This window comes from Acinetobacter sp. FY731, assembly GCF_059515905.1.
The window spans coordinates 113,229-128,090 of sequence record NZ_JCAKNB010000002.1 but is presented as its reverse complement, the minus strand read 5'-3'; the positions used below and the strand labels follow the sequence as shown (position 1 = coordinate 128,090).

The following is a 14,862-nucleotide window of genomic DNA, read 5'->3' as shown; positions in this document are numbered from 1 at the left end:
AAATAAATCTTCCGCAAATGCATGCTGAAAAAGTAATGATGAATAACTTTTATGACCTATGCCTGAATACTATGAAGCTGTTTTACTTGGGGTTAGAACCACTCACTCGGATCTTCAATAATTGCTTGTAAAACAGGCTGCCATTGTTTTTGAATTTCTACAAAGTTCTTTTGTGTTTTATCAAAAATACTTAAACCTTGCATAGCCAATTGACCATAAGCGGCACGTTCTGAAATCCAAGAAATAGGCGCCTGTTCAACTTTAGCAAAGAAATCTTGCATTTCTTTTGAGTTCATACCATTTGGCTTTACTCGGTTTGCAAGCAGAAGAATTTTAACTTTTCCTTTGCGAATACGCTTAATGTCTTGTAAGTGTTTTAAGAAACGACGTGTACTATCAATATCAAAGAAAGAGGGTTGTAGAGGAGTAATAATGGCATGAGCTTCACTCACAAGTTGCTCTGCATGCTCACCTGAAAGTGCGCCTGGTGCATCAATAATTAAATATTCAATATTTTTAGGAATATCACCCATAGATTTTTCATATCGCCAATCGAGGCTTGTAATAGGTGCTGCAGTTTGAGGCCGTTGTTTAAGCCATTGACGTGCAGATTTTTGATTGTCTGCATCGGCTAGCACAACGCGGTATCCTTTTTGTGCTAAAGCCGAAGCTAAACTAATCGCTGTAAGTGTTTTTCCACAACCGCCTTTTTGATTTGCAACGAGTATTGTTTTCATGATTCGACTGATAAAGAAAGATATAATTCTGCTTACAGCTAGCATATCATTGTTTATTGGTAGAAATATCACACAACACAAAAGTTATATACAGTCTTATTCATTTGATTATTAAAAAACTAGGAAAAGATAATGTCCATTTGGATGGCAATGTTAATTGGTGCATGTATTGGAATTGTGCTTACAACACTTATTTTAAGTGGTTCTAGAAATGGTCGTATTAAAGCAGAATATGAGCAATATATTGCGGAGCTAGAGCTAGAGCATAAACAAGCGTTAATACATGCACAAAAACGTAGTGTGAATACAAGTCGTGCTGTACTCAAAGGAAAAATGGCAGAACAACTAGCACCCATTATGCCAGAGTTTCAATATTTACCGAGTGATGCAAAATTTCTTGGTGATCCTGTCGATTATGTTGTTTTTGATGGATATACAGATTTCAGAGATGGCGATGGTTATGCCGAAGATATAGAAGTTGTCCTTATTGATATTAAAAGTGGCGGAGCAAGATTAACGAAGGGACAACAAGCAATTGAACAAGCCATTAAAGAGGGGCGAGTTCGTTTTGAAACTATTCGCATAGATTTTGATCACTAGAAATACTCCACATAAAACTCTAAATAGATGAGTATTGTTACGAAAAATATAAATTTTTATCTTAAACTAGGTTTAAGATAAAAGTGATATAAAGTTAAAGACAGTAAAATGAACAGCTTAAATAAGTTCATGTGGTGTTGTTAAAATAATTGAAATTGGTGAGGTGCTTATAATGAAACGTTTATGGTTGAGTATGTTATTTGTGGGTTCAATGCTACAAGTGACAACACATGCATCTACGGCATATAACATCGCCAAAGGTTTAGATCCTGTAGAAAGTACGCAATCGATTGCGCCATTAAAAGATTTTAAAGGTGATTTTCGAATTTTGGGTTCAAAAATTTATACAGATGATGAGCAAGCAAAATTTTCTCCCATTGATTATGCCGTAAGTTGGGGGTTGTTTGCACAGCCTGAAATTGCAAGCCAAATTTATGTAAGACAATACGACCGCTTTTTAAATTGGAAAATGGATAAAGTGCCCGTTCCAAAAGAGTTAGCAGTACAAATGGTGTCGAATATGCACATCATTCCAGCTAATCCTGAAATTGCAAAGGAAATTAAACTTGTTAAACGAGGTGATTTAGTTCGTTTAAAGGGTGAGTTAGTCGAAATTAAAGATAAAGATTTAGTATGGACATCATCGCTTAGCCCAACAGATACGGGTGACGGTGCTTGTGAGGTTTTTCGTGTCAGTTCAATTCAGTGGATTGAAAAAGTTTAATGTTTAGATTTAAGTATGTCATCAAAAAACCGCTTTAAATAAGCGGTTTTTTGATGACTATATTTTAATTATTTTGCTGTTAACGCATTACCTTCAAAGCTAATACCATCCCAGCCATGAATCATGAATTGGCGGATATTTTGATGATCTATTGCTTCAGGTGTTGCAAGTACAGAGGCGTAGTGTTCTGCAAATAAACTTAAAGTTTGAGCTTGATCTAGATCGTTTAGTTGGGCAAAAGAAAATACTTTCGCGCTGCCTTGGTTTTCAGTTGCAGCATTGGCTTGAGCACCATTTTTAAAAGCAGTTGCTGTGTGCGTAAAGCGTGCTTCAATAAATGCAATTACGTCAGAAAATTTTGCAGTGCCTGCTTCAAGTTGAGCCAATAGTTCTTGAGCCATGATTCTCTTTGTCCTTTAAAAATCGTAAAAACCTTGTCGACTATAACAATTTTTTCATCAAATTTAATCATTCAAATTGAGTTTTAGTGCTATAAATAAATGCAAAAGATAAATGATTGTTTTTAATACATCATGTGAAATACAAGTCGGATGGAATATGAATTGGTTATTGGTCGCGCTTGGTGGGGCAGTTGGTGCAACTTTTCGCTATGGCGTAGGTGTGTGGTTTTTAAAGCCGACAGGTTTATTCCCGTGGACAACATGGCTCGTCAATTTGTTAGGCTGTTTTCTTGCAGGTGTTTTTTTTGCATGTAGTCAGAAGTTTGTTATTTTACAAAATGAAGCGCGCTTACTTTTAATGGTAGGCATTTTGGGTGGATTTACGACATTCTCAAGTTTTGGTTTAGAGACTTTTCAGTTGATTAAGCAAGATCAAATTGCATTAGCTTTCGCTTATATGTTCAGTAGTATTATTTTGGGTGTGGTTGTATTAGCGATTGGTTTTTACATTTTTCAATTTATTTTACAAAGTAAATAATTCAAAAAATTAAAAAAGCCTAAGATCTGGAGTCTTAGGCTTTGGGGTTATTTAAAAATAACGCTATTTTCTTAAAATTATCTGAACAACTTGTTATCGTTTGAAACGGGCAAAGCGTTTATTGAAGCTTGCCACACGTCCTTCATTTGAAGTTTGACGTTGTTCACCTGTATAGAACGGGTGAGATGCACTTGAAATATCCAATGTAACGTATGGGTAAGTTTTGCCTTCGTACTCTTTGGTTTGGCTTGTTTGTAAAGTACTTCCAATCACAAAAAAAGCATTGGCATTGGTGTCGTGAAAAAGTACATCTCTATATTCTGGATGGATATTCGGGCGCATAGAATTATTTTCATTTAAAGATATAGTGGAAATGTTATAACATAACAATAATGATGTAAAGTGATCCTTTTTTACAGATTGTAAAAAAGGACTTATAGAGGAAATTAAGAGTTGCGTGGTGGTACTAGTTCATCAAATAAATCGGTTAAATTATCTTTCACTTTCAAGTGAATTAAATTCCAATATTGACCTGAAACAGTTCGATTCACCATTAGTGTATCTGGCGAAGGTTTGAATACATCCCAGTATTTTAAAGAGCGTTTGACGAGTTCTACACCATCATGATGCGCTGTGTTTTCAGCAAAATCATAGTTGGTTATAAGAGGGCGCATGAGCACTTCTAACCATTCTTCATAGAGTTCTTGTGGGAACTTACTTTGCTCTGTTAAAGAATTTAGTTCATCTAAGCGTTGTTCAAGTTCAGGAATATTGTGTTCACGAGCTGCATTTATTAAGTTTTTAAATGTGATAACAATATCATTTGGAAGCGTTTTTACACCGCCATAATCGTAAATGATGACATAACCATCTTCACGGAATGCAAAGTTGCCAGGGTGAGGGTCGCAGTGGAATCGTTTTAAATAGAAAATTTCTTGTCCAATGGCTTTAAATAAACGACGACCTAACTTATTGCGTGTTTCTTGTGGCCATGTACTTGCAGTTTCAATGCTTTCACCTTGTTCTAAACTTAAAGTTAAAATATGGCGAGATGAATATTCAGAAAAGACACGTGGAATAATGATTTTGCTATCAAGTGCTGCATGGAAGGTGCGTGCAATTTCTAAGTTTTGGGCTTCAATTTGATAGTTAAGTTCATTATCTAAACTTTCTTGAATTTCTTTAAAAAGTTGATCTTGAAGTTTACGATCAATTTTTAAAACACCCATAAGACGAAGAGCTAAGCGCACTTGTTTTAAGTCACTTTCACAAGCTTCATCCACCCCAGGATACTGAACTTTGACGACCACTTGTTCACCACTAGGTAAAGTCGCTTTATGCACCTGTCCAATAGATGCAGCTGCAAATGGTATTTCATCGACATGTTTAAAAATTTGATTGAGTGGTTTGCCTAATTCTTTTTCAATTTGCTTTTTGATTTCTGCAAAAGGCATAGCAGGGGCTTGGCGCTGTAGTTTTGAGATTGCTTTAGCAACTTCAGGTGGGAATATATCTTTATATTGAGAAGCGATTTGCCCAACTTTCATCACCGCACCTTTCATTTCACCTAAGGTGTCGGCAATTTGTAAGCCAATTTCTTGGAACATTTGGCTACGTGAAGCATTTTTTTTATCTTCATCGGCTGTTAAGTTTTTAATGGAATTGGAAACGGTTTTTGTCGCAATACTTGCTGTCATACTCGCAAGTTTCATAAAGCGACGACCCGGGGTACTTGCCGATTTAGCCATTGATGTTCCTCAAGATCATCTTTTTTCTCTGCCTCTGATAATAAGTCTTGAATAGTAAATTGCCTACTGTATTTTGTTAAGATGATGGATAGTTTATGAATTTTTAGTAGAAAACATAAAAAAGCCGACACGTTGGTCGGCTTAAATTTGATATGGCTTTAAGAGTTAAAGCGTAAGGAAAGACGTTTATTATTAAAGTATAAACGTGAAATTAAAAGTACACAGGCAATGCTTAAACCAACAATAAGACCAACCCAAACACCTGCTGCACCCATAGGGGTAAAGCGAGCAAGATAAATCCCAATAGGGAAGGCAATTATCCAATAGGCAAGCATAGTAATCCACATTGGTCCTTTAGTATCTTGCATGCCACGTAAACAGCCTGCTGCACTTACCTGCCATGAATCCATAAGTTGATAAGCAATTGCAAATAATACGAGATAAACCGCAATTTGGGTCACGTCATAATCATTGGTATAGAACGATACAATTTCAGTTCGGAAGAACCAAAGTAAACTCATTGAAATAAGAGCAAATACTGTTCCTGTTGCTAAGCCTACAAGTTGGACTTTACGCATCGCAAAAATATTCTTTTCGCCATAATAAGTTCCAATACGAATAGTCAGCGCAATGGCAAGTGACATTGGAATCATAAAGAGTTGAGAGGTAATTGAAATTGCAATTTGGTGCGCTGCAACAGTCACTTCACCAAGTGGGCTAAGTACAATCGCTGCGGTGCTAAAAATACTCACCTCAAAGAAAATAGCTAAGCCAATAGGAAAGCCAAGTGCCAAAATGCGTTTAACCCAATGTTTATTAATTTTTTCAAAAAGGGCAAAAGGTTGCGATTTTTGATACGCAGGTGCTTTTAAAATATAGAGTGCTAAGGTAATAAACATGAGCCATTGCAAAATAGAGGTGGCAAAACCACAACCTGCAGAACCTAACTCAGGGATTGGTCCAAGTCCGTACATGAAAACAAAATTCAGTGGAATAAGAGCAACAAGAGCAACCAAACTAATGACAGTGACAGGACGAGGATGACCTAAGGCTTCTGAATAGCCACGTAATGCGCCATACATGGTGACCGCGGGCATACCTAAGCCAATGGCATGTAAGAATAAACTTGCTTTTGGAAGCAATGCTTCGGGAACACCAAATAAAGGAAGTAAAAATGGCATCGTTTGTAAAATCAAACCTGCAATAATTCCTAAAATAAGTGCAACCCATAAAGATTGACGAGCAATGGTTGCAATTTTTTCAGGCGTACGTGCACCTTGGGCTTCAGCAACCAAAGGTGTAGTTGCAATCATAATGCCACTAAAAAGTAGCATAATTGGAATCCACAAGCCCACACCAACGGCAATAGCCGCAAGGTCATTGGCAGATAAATGTCCAGCCATAATCGTATCAATCAGACCAAAACCTGCTTGAGCAAATTGAGTGATTAAAATGGGGATCATTAATTTAAATAATTGTTTTAACTCGTAACTTGTACTTGTAACTTTAGACACTAAAAAACTCTTAAATTGGTGCTTAGTACTTAAAAATTAGCGTTGTAAAGTGAGAAGCACACCAATGAAAATCACGATACCACCGAAGAAACGTTGCCAGTTAATAGGTGTTTTATGAATACCCAATAGACCGAAATGATCAAAAATCATAGATGTTATAATTTGACCAAAAATAATTAAGCCTGAAAGTGTAAGTAAACCCAATTTAGGTGCAGTAAAGAGGCTCATACTAATCGCATAAACACCTAAACATCCACCAATCCATAAATACCAAGGCATAGCAATTAAATCGCTAAAATTTGGTTTTGGTGAATTTTCAACAAACACTAAAAAGCAAAGTAGTATTGTACCAATCAAAAATGAGAAAAGGGCAGCTTGTAAAGGAGTTTGTACATAATCGCGTAGTTGAGTATTAATTGCGGTTTGAAAGGTCAAAGCAATACCAATAGCAAATGCAAGAGGAAGGAATAAAATAAGCTGACTCGATATTTTCATCATTTTTAGCAGTCTATTTTTTATGTAATTTTCATCAGTTTAAAGCAAATACCAATATATTTCATGAGCTATAGAATCACTCATGGTAAAATTCATAAAGTCTTACTTTTTGAGCATTCTCCTTGTCTGAGCTAAACCCTGCAAATATTCCATTATCTTTATATATTCACATGCCTTGGTGTGTGCGAAAGTGTCCATATTGTGATTTTAATTCGCATGCGGTACCTGATGGAAAATTGTCTTTAGACTTAGAAGAAGAGTATTTGAGAGCATTGGTTGAAGATTTCAAAACTCAAATAGATTTTGCACAAGGGCGTAAAATTCACAGTGTATTTATTGGTGGTGGTACACCATCGCTTATTTCTGCAAAGGGTTATGAATGGTTATTTGCTGAGTTAAAAGCATTATTACCTTTTGAAGATGGTTGTGAAATTACTTTAGAAGCCAATCCTGGAACAGTTGAACATGATCCTTTTGCAGGATATTTAGCGGCAGGGATTAATCGTCTTTCTATTGGTGTGCAAAGTTTTAATACAGATCATTTGCAGAAGTTAGGTCGTATTCACTCAAACAATGATGCAATTTCTGCAATTAAAAATGCCAAAGAAGCAGGTTTTGAGCGTGTAAATGTCGATTTAATGCATGGCTTGCCAGAGCAAACTTTAGAACAAGCTTTGTTAGATTTAAAACTTGCAGTTGAAAGTGGAGCAACGCATGTTTCTTGGTATCAACTGACTATTGAACCCAATACCGTATTTTTTAGAACACAGCCCATTTTACCTGTAGATGATGTTTTAGAAGATATTCAAGAGCAGGGTGAGGCATATTTAATTTCGCAAGGTTTCGTGAACTATGAGGTTTCTGCTTGGCGTAAAGAAAAACCTTCTGCGCATAATTTAAATTATTGGCAGTTTGGTGATTACCTTGCAATTGGTGCAGGTGCACACGGTAAAATAACGCATAAGGATGGTGTGTATCGTTATCAAAAAACACGTTTGCCGAAAGATTATTTAGCTAAAGTTCCTGCTGAGCATTTGCAATATAAATGCATTGAAAAAGATGATATGCCGTTCGAATTTATGATGAATGCACTTCGTTTGAATCATGGGGTAGATGCCAAACTTTATACTGAACGTACAGGTTATAGCTTGAGTGATTTGTCTGATTTATTAGCATCATTACGTAAGCGTAAACTTATGGTAAATGATGAAAATAGAATTTCATGTACTGAGCAAGGTCATGTATTTCTAAATTCGGTGTTGGAAGAGTTTTTATAAAAAAACTATTTATTATCAATAAAAAGACCGCCTAAGCGGTCTTTTTTATGTACATGCAAATTAGTAATCGAAACTAAAATGTTCAGGTGCAAGTGATGTCATTGATTTTGATGGGTTAATCATTGCTTCTGCATGACCTTGAGTGCGTGGCAACATACGTTCGAAGTAGAAATCAGCAACTTTAATTTTTGCTTTATAGAATTCAGGAACGTCAGCGCCATTGCCTTCAGCCAATTTTTCAGATGCTACAGCAGCTTGCTGAGCCCAGAAGTAAGCCATCATTACATAACCAGAGAACATTAAGAAATCTACAGATGCAGAAGATACGATATCGCGGTCTTTACGAGCAGCAAGCATTAAACGAACGGTTAACGTATTCCATTGAGCACAAAGTTTTGTTAAGTCCCAAGCAAAACGACGCATGTATTTATTACGAGCATGCACACCACAGAACTTCAAAATTTCCGCTGTGTAGTCACGAATAACTTTTCCTTTAGAAGATAAAAGAACTTTACGACCAATTAAGTCTAAAGCTTGAACACCAGTTGTACCTTCATACAGCGTAGAAATACGAGAATCACGAACAATTTGTTCCATACCCCATTCTTTAATATAACCATGACCGCCATAAATTTGCATGCCGTGGTTTGCTGCTTCATAACCCAGTTCAGTTAAGAAGCCTTTTAAAATTGGAGTAAAGAAACCAAGGTGTTCATCATGCTCTTCAAATGCAGCTGTATCACCACGAAGTAGAGCATCATTCATTTTATCTGCAAGTTGAGCTGCATGATAAATCATAGAACGACCGCCTTCAGCGATTGCTTTTTGTGTGAGTAGCATACGACGTACATCGGCATGATGAATAATGGCATCGGCTACTTTTTCAGGGTCTTTTTTACCTGAAAGTGCACGCATAGACATACGATCTTTTGCATACGGTAAAGCACCTTGGAATGCGAGTTCAGCATGTGCAATGCCTTGAATTGCTGTACCAATACGTGCTGTGTTCATAAATGTGAACATAGCATGTAAACCTTTATTTGGCTCACCAATTAAATAGCCAGTTGCTGCATCAAAGTTAAGAACAGCAGTTGCTGATGCACGAATCCCCATTTTGTGTTCTAAAGAACCACATGTCACAGGATTACGATCACCTGTAGCACCATCGGCACTTGGTAAGAACTTAGGTACAATAAATAATGAAATACCTTTTGTGCCTGCGGGTGCATCTGGTAGGCGTGCAAGAACAATATGAATAATATTTTCTGTTAGGTCATGTTCACCCGCAGAAATAAAGATTTTTGTACCTGAAATGGCATAGGTACCATCTGCATTTGGTTCAGCTTTCGTTTTTACTTGGCCTAAATCTGTACCGCATTGAGGCTCTGTTAAGCACATTGTGCCAGCCCAAGTACCTGCAACTAAATGAGGAAGATATGTATTTTTTTGCTCATCTGTACCAAATTGCATAATGGTGTTAATACAGCCAACACTTAAGCCTGGATACATTTGGAACGACCAGTTTGCCGTACCCATCATTTCAGATTTAATTAAATTTAAAGATTGCGGTAAGTTCTGACCACCGAATTCTTCAGGATAAGACAAACCTTGCCAACCACCTTGAACAAATTGGTCATAGGCTTCTTTAAAGCCTTTCGGTGTTTTAACTTCGCCATTTTCAAAATGACAACCTTCTTCATCACCAGATTGGTTTAAAGGAGATAAGATGTTTTCACAAAAATCTGCTGCACCTTCTAAAATCATATCAATGGTTTCAGAATCTGCATATTCACCGTTAGAAAGAGTTTGATAATGTGCAGGGAAATTAAAAACTTCATTCATTAAAAAGCGAATGTCGTGTAAGGGAGCTTTATACGCTGGCATATGTTTAATCCTACTATATAAATTGTTTTGGATTATCTAAGTCGATGTTTTGATTATTCACATCTACAGTAAAATTACATTGATAGTTGAAGCTATTAAAAATGTCAGAAAAGCGAATTCATCATGTAGATAAAAAGAAATGATGATTGATTTTATACTTTCTTTTGCTTGCTATTTAATCTGATACTAGCGTGTAAATCTCATGAAAAATAGTCAATTCATGCAAAAGTCGTATCAATTCTGTACACATTTATTTTATTTATTTGAACTAATAAAGCGATGTCAGAAAAACCAATACGTTTTCAGGTGATCTGCCATGAAAAAAGAGCCACCAAAGTGACTCTTAAAATTATTATGTGAATATTATAAAAAATCTTTAAGGTTCGGTTTAATGCCATTCCAAATTGAAAAAGATTCAATTGCTTGACCTATAAGCATTCCGAAGCCTTCAGAGGTTGGTACACCACGTTCTTTTGCTTGATCTAAAAATGAAGATGGTTTTCCATATGCCATTTCATAAGCATATTTAAATTGTAATGCTTCAGGTAAAACAAGAACATCTCCACTTAAGCTTGCAGATGTGGCATTAATTACAATATCAAAATGACCCGCTAAATCTGTGAGTGCAATCGCTTGCAGTTCTGCTTGTGGAACAGCATCTTTTAAATCGGCAACAAGTTGTTCTGCGCGTGCCAAAGTACGGTTTGCAATCACGATTTTTTTTGCACCTGCATGTACCAATGGATAAATTACGCCACGTGTTGCACCACCAGCGCCAAGAATTAAAATATCGGTATTTGCTAAATTCCAATCTAATGCACGAATGGCATCGACTAAACCTTGACCATCTGTATTATCGCCATGAAGTTTTTCATCTTGCATCCATAAGGTATTTACAGCTTTAGCAATTTGGGCGCGTTCAGTTAAAACAACACATTTGGAAAAAGCTTGTTCTTTAAAAGGTACGGTAACATTCATACCAATACCACCTGTATTAAAGAATTCTTCTACGCTCGTGTCGAAACCATCGAGTGGGGCAAGGCGTTTGCTATAAAGCAAATCAATTCCTGTTTTTTTGGCAAAAGCATGGTGAAGTTCAGGAGAACGTGATTGCTCAATTGGGTTGCCAATTACAGCGAATTGTTTAGTCATTACGCATTATCCTTGTGCTGAAAGGACATTCAATATACGTGAAAATGCGTAATCTAAAAAGTCGGAAAAGAAATAGGTGAAATTGCAGATTTTTATGAGTAAGTTTTATTTGCTTGGGTTACAAATATCGATAATTGCTTCAAATAGCATTACGACAGCAATAAGAAATAAGGCAATACCTGAAAGTACACTAATAGTAATTGATACGCTGTCAGATAGGTTGTTTTCAAAAGCAAGCGTTACACTTAAAGAACCCACTAAAAGAATGAACATTCCAAGAAAAGCGAGGGTGTTTTTATTTATTATTTTATTCATGATTAACGTCCTTTAATGGCTTAGGCATAATGTGACATTCAAGTGTTTCAATAAGATGAATAGCTGTAAAAATCTAACGAAACTTGTTTTATTAAACAATAAGCAAGTGAAAGATGATAGTTGTATTGTGTGAGTAAATATATCTAGATATAAATAATAAAAGCATATGTAAAGAACGCCCCAATTGGAGCGTTCTAAGTGACTATATTTAAAGATATTACTTTAAAATTTTGAGCCAATTTTGCGGTTTTAAATAAAAATTGGTCAGGCGTTTTTCTGCTGAATTCTCATCCCATTCAGGGCGGTATGACCAACCTGCAAGCGGAGGCATGCTCACTAAGATCGATTCAATACGACCACCAGTTTGTAAGCCAAATAATGTACCGCGGTCATAAACCAAGTTGTATTCTACATAACGACCACGACGATATAACTGGAAGTCACGTTGAGCAGGTGTGTAGGGTTTGTTTTGATTGCGTTCGAAAATGGGCACAATGGCTTCTAAATAGCCATTGCCCACGGCCTGCATGTATTTAAAGCAAGTTTCGAAATCCCATTGATTTAAATCATCAAAAAATAGCCCACCTACGCCACGTTGTTCATCACGATGCTTTAAGTAGAAATAGTCATCACACCATTTTTTATGTTCATCATAAACGTCATCCCCAAATGGTGTACATAAATCATGAGCGGTCTGATGCCAAGATAATACATCTTCATCATTTGGATAAAATGGGGTTAAGTCGAAACCACCACCGAACCACCAAATTGGATCTTGTCCTTCTTTTTCAGCGACAAATAAACGTACGTTGGCATGTGAGGTGGGAACATTTGGGTTTTTAGGGTGAATTACCAAAGAAACACCCATTGCTTGTGCTTTTGCGCCCGCAATACTTGGATGGCGTTCTGTTGCTGAAGCGGGAAGTTTTGAAATGTTGATGTGGGAGAACATCACACCACCTTTTTCAATAACTGTTCCATCTTGTAAAACACGTGAGCGACCACCGCCACCTTCAGGGCGTTCCCATTCATCAATAATAAATTCAGCAGAACCGCCACCTACTTTTTCTTGTTGTTCTAGGCGTGCACAAATACGTGCTTGTAAGTCAGTTAAATAATCACGAACACGTTGAATATCGGCTGAAGTAGGATTTTGCATCGCGACCTTCATCAAGAATTTTAGATGTACACATCAAAACATAAATTGCATGAAATATTAAAGAGATTTTCCCGATGTTGAATATTGGATGTTTAAAATACTTAAAAAAATTATGGGTATTTATCGAGGTGTTGTAATATTGATGTGAGCCAATCACAATATGTGAAAAATTGGTTTAAGATACATAAAATAGTGGTCACAACTTCGCCAAGAGTGGGTAATTATGGGTGCTTCTTTAATTCAAAAATATAATGTTCCAGGACCACGCTATACTAGTTATCCAACCGTTCCATATTGGGATAATGGCACTTTCTCTGCTGAATTGTGGCAACAAAGTTTAGTGAAATCTTTTCAAGAATCGAATGATTCAGAAGGGATTAGTCTTTATATTCATTTACCATTTTGTGAAAGCTTATGTACTTTCTGTGGTTGTCATAAACGTGTGACTAAGCGTCACGAAGTCGAACAACCGTATATTCAAGCAGTACTAAAAGAATGGGATTTATACTGCAAAGTTTTGGGTGAAACACCGCAAATTAAAGAAATCCATTTGGGTGGGGGGACGCCCACATTTTTTTCTGTTGAGCATATTCAACAACTTATTCAAGGTATTTTGGCTAAAGCGAAAATTGCAGATCAGCATGAATTTAGCTTTGAAGGTCATCCAAACAATACGACAAAAGAACACTTACAAGCGTTATATGACTTGGGTTTTCGCCGTGTAAGCTATGGCGTTCAGGACTACAATGAAAAAGTTCAAAAAGCGATTCATCGTATTCAGCCTTATGAAAATGTAGAACGTGTAACGCAGTGGGCGCGTGAAATTGGTTATGAATCTATTTCACATGATTTAGTATTTGGTTTGCCATTTCAAAATTTGGAAGATGTTTTAAATACCATTGATCAAACGAAAAAATTGACACCAGATCGTTTAGCATTTTATAGCTATGCACATGTGCCATGGATTAAAGGTAATGGTCAGCGTGGCTTTAAAGATGAAGATGTGCCAAAAGATGAATTAAAACGTCAATGCTATGAAGAGGGTAAAAAGAAATTACTCGAACATGGTTATGCTGAAATTGGGATGGATCATTTTGCATTGGTGAGTGATGGAATGTATCAGGCATTTCATGCAGGGACATTACATCGTAACTTTATGGGTTATACCGCATCTAAAACGAAATTGATGATTGGTTTAGGTGTTTCTTCTATTTCAGATAGTTGGTATGGCTTCGCACAAAATGAAAAAGTGCTTGAAGATTATTATGCACGTATCGAAAATAATGAAATTCCAGTATTTCGTGGTCACATTTTAAGTCAGGAAGATTTGATTATTCGTAAACATATTCTGAATTTGATGTGTACGTTCAAAACATCTTGGCAAGAACCACATTTATACTTCTCTGAGATTTATGATGTGGTTAATCAACTAAAAGAAATGCACAAAGATGGGTTGTTAGAATTTGGTGATCATGAAATTTATGTCACCGAAAAGGGAAAACCTTTTGTGCGGAATATTTGTATGGCATTCGATTTACGTATGAAGCGAAAAGCGCCAGAGACCAAAATTTTCTCAATGACGATTTAAGCCTCCCTTTAAAAGCCTCCCTTTAAAAAGGGAGGTTAGAGGAGTTTTTTTTGAGAATTTAAATATACAACTTAAAAATCTTCTTTTTGATACATGTGCGACATACGATCATGTTTGGTTTTTAAATATTCTTCATTGTGTGGGTTCAAACCGACGGTTAAAGACACACGATTCACCACATTAATTCCTAGATCTTTTAAAGCTTGAATTTTAAGTGGGTTATTTGTGATCAATTGAACTTCTTTTACTTTTAAGTGATCGAGCATGATATTACACATATCATAACGACGTGCATCGGCAGGTAAATTCAACATTAAGTTGGCATCGACTGTATCATGACCTTGATCTTGTAATGCATAAGCACGAATTTTGTTGGTTAAACCAATACCACGACCTTCTTGACGTAAGTATAAAATTACACCTTGTCCTGCTTCATTAATAAGCTTTTGAGTTGCTTGTAATTGTGGTCCACAATCGCATTTTAGAGATGCAAAAGCATCGCCAGTTAAGCATTCTGAGTGAATACGTACAAGTACAGGAGCTGTTGGTGCTATGTCCAAACCTTTCGAAAGTGCGACATGTTCTTCACCCGTTTCAGGGTCTTGAAAAACTGTAATTTTAAAGTCACCGAAAGCGGTTGGGAGTTTAGATGTTGCAACAAATTCAATAGGCACTGTTTAACCTGTTAAAACTATATTTATTGATTAAAGTATAGCGTAATGCTCAGACA

At 36.4% G+C, this 14,862-nt stretch carries 16 protein-coding genes; 5 read left to right on the top strand and 11 right to left on the bottom strand.

Annotation, left to right across the window (positions count from 1 at the left end):
- Positions 1-92: 92 nt before the first annotated feature.
- Positions 93-737 carry a ParA family protein gene (locus AC5YC8_RS02790; RefSeq protein WP_496118391.1) on the bottom strand — a complete coding sequence of 215 codons (645 nt, stop codon included), beginning with the start codon at positions 735-737 and terminating at the stop codon, positions 93-95.
- Between the two features lie 132 nt (positions 738-869).
- On the opposite strand from AC5YC8_RS02790, the gene AC5YC8_RS02785 reads away from it, so the two are divergent.
- Positions 870-1,337 (top strand): Holliday junction resolvase-like protein, encoded by a 468-nt coding sequence (locus AC5YC8_RS02785; RefSeq protein ID WP_496118389.1) that lies wholly within the window; start codon positions 870-872, stop codon positions 1,335-1,337.
- A 193-nt stretch (positions 1,338-1,530) separates the two neighbouring features.
- Positions 1,531-2,061, top strand: a complete 531-nt coding sequence (locus AC5YC8_RS02780; RefSeq protein WP_496163640.1) for a hypothetical protein — start codon at positions 1,531-1,533, stop codon at positions 2,059-2,061.
- Between the two features lie 68 nt (positions 2,062-2,129).
- On the opposite strand, the gene AC5YC8_RS02775 is transcribed toward AC5YC8_RS02780, so the two are convergent.
- Positions 2,130-2,462 (bottom strand): HopJ type III effector protein, encoded by a 333-nt coding sequence (locus tag AC5YC8_RS02775; protein ID WP_496118387.1) that lies wholly within the window; start codon positions 2,460-2,462, stop codon positions 2,130-2,132.
- Positions 2,463-2,619: 157 nt separating this feature from the next.
- Between AC5YC8_RS02775 and crcB the strand changes: the two genes are divergently transcribed.
- Entirely contained in the window at positions 2,620-3,000 is a 381-nt protein-coding gene (crcB, locus tag AC5YC8_RS02770) for a fluoride efflux transporter CrcB (protein ID WP_496163639.1), read from the top strand.
- A 93-nt stretch (positions 3,001-3,093) separates the two neighbouring features.
- Here crcB and AC5YC8_RS02765 read toward each other — a convergent pair whose 3' ends face one another.
- The 4 genes from AC5YC8_RS02765 to AC5YC8_RS02750 all read right to left on the bottom strand — a co-directional run bounded on the left by AC5YC8_RS02765 (position 3,094) and on the right by AC5YC8_RS02750 (position 6,760).
- Positions 3,094-3,342: a type B 50S ribosomal protein L31 gene (locus AC5YC8_RS02765; protein ID WP_496118383.1), complete on the bottom strand. Its 249-nt coding sequence runs from the start codon at positions 3,340-3,342 to the stop codon at positions 3,094-3,096.
- 104 nt (positions 3,343-3,446) lie between these two features.
- A complete protein-coding gene (locus AC5YC8_RS02760; RefSeq protein ID WP_496163453.1) occupies positions 3,447-4,748 on the bottom strand; it encodes an ABC1 kinase family protein in 1,302 nt (433 codons plus the stop codon).
- 158 nt (positions 4,749-4,906) lie between these two features.
- The gene (locus tag AC5YC8_RS02755) at positions 4,907-6,211 is read right to left on the bottom strand and encodes an MATE family efflux transporter (RefSeq protein ID WP_496118405.1); all 1,305 of its coding nucleotides are present in this window, start codon (positions 6,209-6,211) and stop codon (positions 4,907-4,909) included.
- 87 nt (positions 6,212-6,298) lie between these two features.
- Positions 6,299-6,760 carry a DMT family transporter gene (locus AC5YC8_RS02750; RefSeq protein WP_496163452.1) on the bottom strand — a complete coding sequence of 154 codons (462 nt, stop codon included), beginning with the start codon at positions 6,758-6,760 and terminating at the stop codon, positions 6,299-6,301.
- A gap of 119 nt (positions 6,761-6,879) precedes the next feature.
- Between AC5YC8_RS02750 and hemW the strand changes: the two genes are divergently transcribed.
- The gene (hemW, locus tag AC5YC8_RS02745; RefSeq protein ID WP_496163451.1) at positions 6,880-8,034 is read left to right on the top strand and encodes a radical SAM family heme chaperone HemW; all 1,155 of its coding nucleotides are present in this window, start codon (positions 6,880-6,882) and stop codon (positions 8,032-8,034) included.
- Between the two features lie 60 nt (positions 8,035-8,094).
- Here the strand turns inward: hemW and AC5YC8_RS02740 are convergent, their stop codons facing one another.
- From AC5YC8_RS02740 to hemF, 4 genes are all read right to left on the bottom strand, one after another.
- Positions 8,095-9,918, bottom strand: a complete 1,824-nt coding sequence (locus tag AC5YC8_RS02740) for an acyl-CoA dehydrogenase C-terminal domain-containing protein (RefSeq protein WP_496163450.1) — start codon at positions 9,916-9,918, stop codon at positions 8,095-8,097.
- Positions 9,919-10,281: 363 nt separating this feature from the next.
- Positions 10,282-11,070, bottom strand: coding sequence for a shikimate dehydrogenase (aroE, locus tag AC5YC8_RS02735; RefSeq protein WP_496163449.1), 789 nt, complete (start codon positions 11,068-11,070; stop codon positions 10,282-10,284).
- Positions 11,071-11,175: 105 nt separating this feature from the next.
- The gene (locus AC5YC8_RS02730; protein WP_496118374.1) at positions 11,176-11,385 is read right to left on the bottom strand and encodes a hypothetical protein; all 210 of its coding nucleotides are present in this window, start codon (positions 11,383-11,385) and stop codon (positions 11,176-11,178) included.
- A gap of 217 nt (positions 11,386-11,602) precedes the next feature.
- The gene (hemF, locus tag AC5YC8_RS02725) at positions 11,603-12,544 is read right to left on the bottom strand and encodes an oxygen-dependent coproporphyrinogen oxidase (RefSeq protein WP_496163448.1); all 942 of its coding nucleotides are present in this window, start codon (positions 12,542-12,544) and stop codon (positions 11,603-11,605) included.
- Positions 12,545-12,767: 223 nt separating this feature from the next.
- Here hemF and hemN point away from each other — a divergent pair, with 223 nt between their 5' ends.
- Entirely contained in the window at positions 12,768-14,132 is a 1,365-nt protein-coding gene (hemN, locus tag AC5YC8_RS02720; RefSeq protein WP_496163447.1) for an oxygen-independent coproporphyrinogen III oxidase, read from the top strand.
- A gap of 71 nt (positions 14,133-14,203) precedes the next feature.
- On the opposite strand, the gene ribA is transcribed toward hemN, so the two are convergent.
- The gene (gene ribA, locus AC5YC8_RS02715; RefSeq protein WP_496118368.1) at positions 14,204-14,806 is read right to left on the bottom strand and encodes a GTP cyclohydrolase II; all 603 of its coding nucleotides are present in this window, start codon (positions 14,804-14,806) and stop codon (positions 14,204-14,206) included.
- Positions 14,807-14,862: the final 56 nt, after the last annotated feature.

What these genes read in the sequence shown, in the direction of transcription:
- AC5YC8_RS02765 (WP_496118383.1), bottom strand. Translation starts at nt 3,342, where the DNA reads ATGCGCCCGAATATCCATCCAGAATATAGAGATGTACTTTTTCACGAC.
- AC5YC8_RS02750 (WP_496163452.1), bottom strand. Translation starts at nt 6,760, where the DNA reads ATGATGAAAATATCGAGTCAGCTTATTTTATTCCTTCCTCTTGCATTT.
- AC5YC8_RS02780 (WP_496163640.1), top strand. Translation starts at nt 1,531, where the DNA reads ATGTTATTTGTGGGTTCAATGCTACAAGTGACAACACATGCATCTACG.
- aroE (WP_496163449.1), bottom strand. Translation starts at nt 11,070, where the DNA reads ATGACTAAACAATTCGCTGTAATTGGCAACCCAATTGAGCAATCACGT.
- AC5YC8_RS02790 (WP_496118391.1), bottom strand. Translation starts at nt 737, where the DNA reads ATGAAAACAATACTCGTTGCAAATCAAAAAGGCGGTTGTGGAAAAACA.
- AC5YC8_RS02730 (WP_496118374.1), bottom strand. Translation starts at nt 11,385, where the DNA reads ATGAATAAAATAATAAATAAAAACACCCTCGCTTTTCTTGGAATGTTC.
- AC5YC8_RS02755 (WP_496118405.1), bottom strand. Translation starts at nt 6,211, where the DNA reads ATGATCCCCATTTTAATCACTCAATTTGCTCAAGCAGGTTTTGGTCTG.
- AC5YC8_RS02785 (WP_496118389.1), top strand. Translation starts at nt 870, where the DNA reads ATGTCCATTTGGATGGCAATGTTAATTGGTGCATGTATTGGAATTGTG.
- AC5YC8_RS02775 (WP_496118387.1), bottom strand. Translation starts at nt 2,462, where the DNA reads ATGGCTCAAGAACTATTGGCTCAACTTGAAGCAGGCACTGCAAAATTT.
- hemF (WP_496163448.1), bottom strand. Translation starts at nt 12,544, where the DNA reads ATGCAAAATCCTACTTCAGCCGATATTCAACGTGTTCGTGATTATTTA.
- crcB (WP_496163639.1), top strand. Translation starts at nt 2,620, where the DNA reads ATGAATTGGTTATTGGTCGCGCTTGGTGGGGCAGTTGGTGCAACTTTT.
- AC5YC8_RS02760 (WP_496163453.1), bottom strand. Translation starts at nt 4,748, where the DNA reads ATGGCTAAATCGGCAAGTACCCCGGGTCGTCGCTTTATGAAACTTGCG.
- hemN (WP_496163447.1), top strand. Translation starts at nt 12,768, where the DNA reads ATGGGTGCTTCTTTAATTCAAAAATATAATGTTCCAGGACCACGCTAT.
- AC5YC8_RS02740 (WP_496163450.1), bottom strand. Translation starts at nt 9,918, where the DNA reads ATGCCAGCGTATAAAGCTCCCTTACACGACATTCGCTTTTTAATGAAT.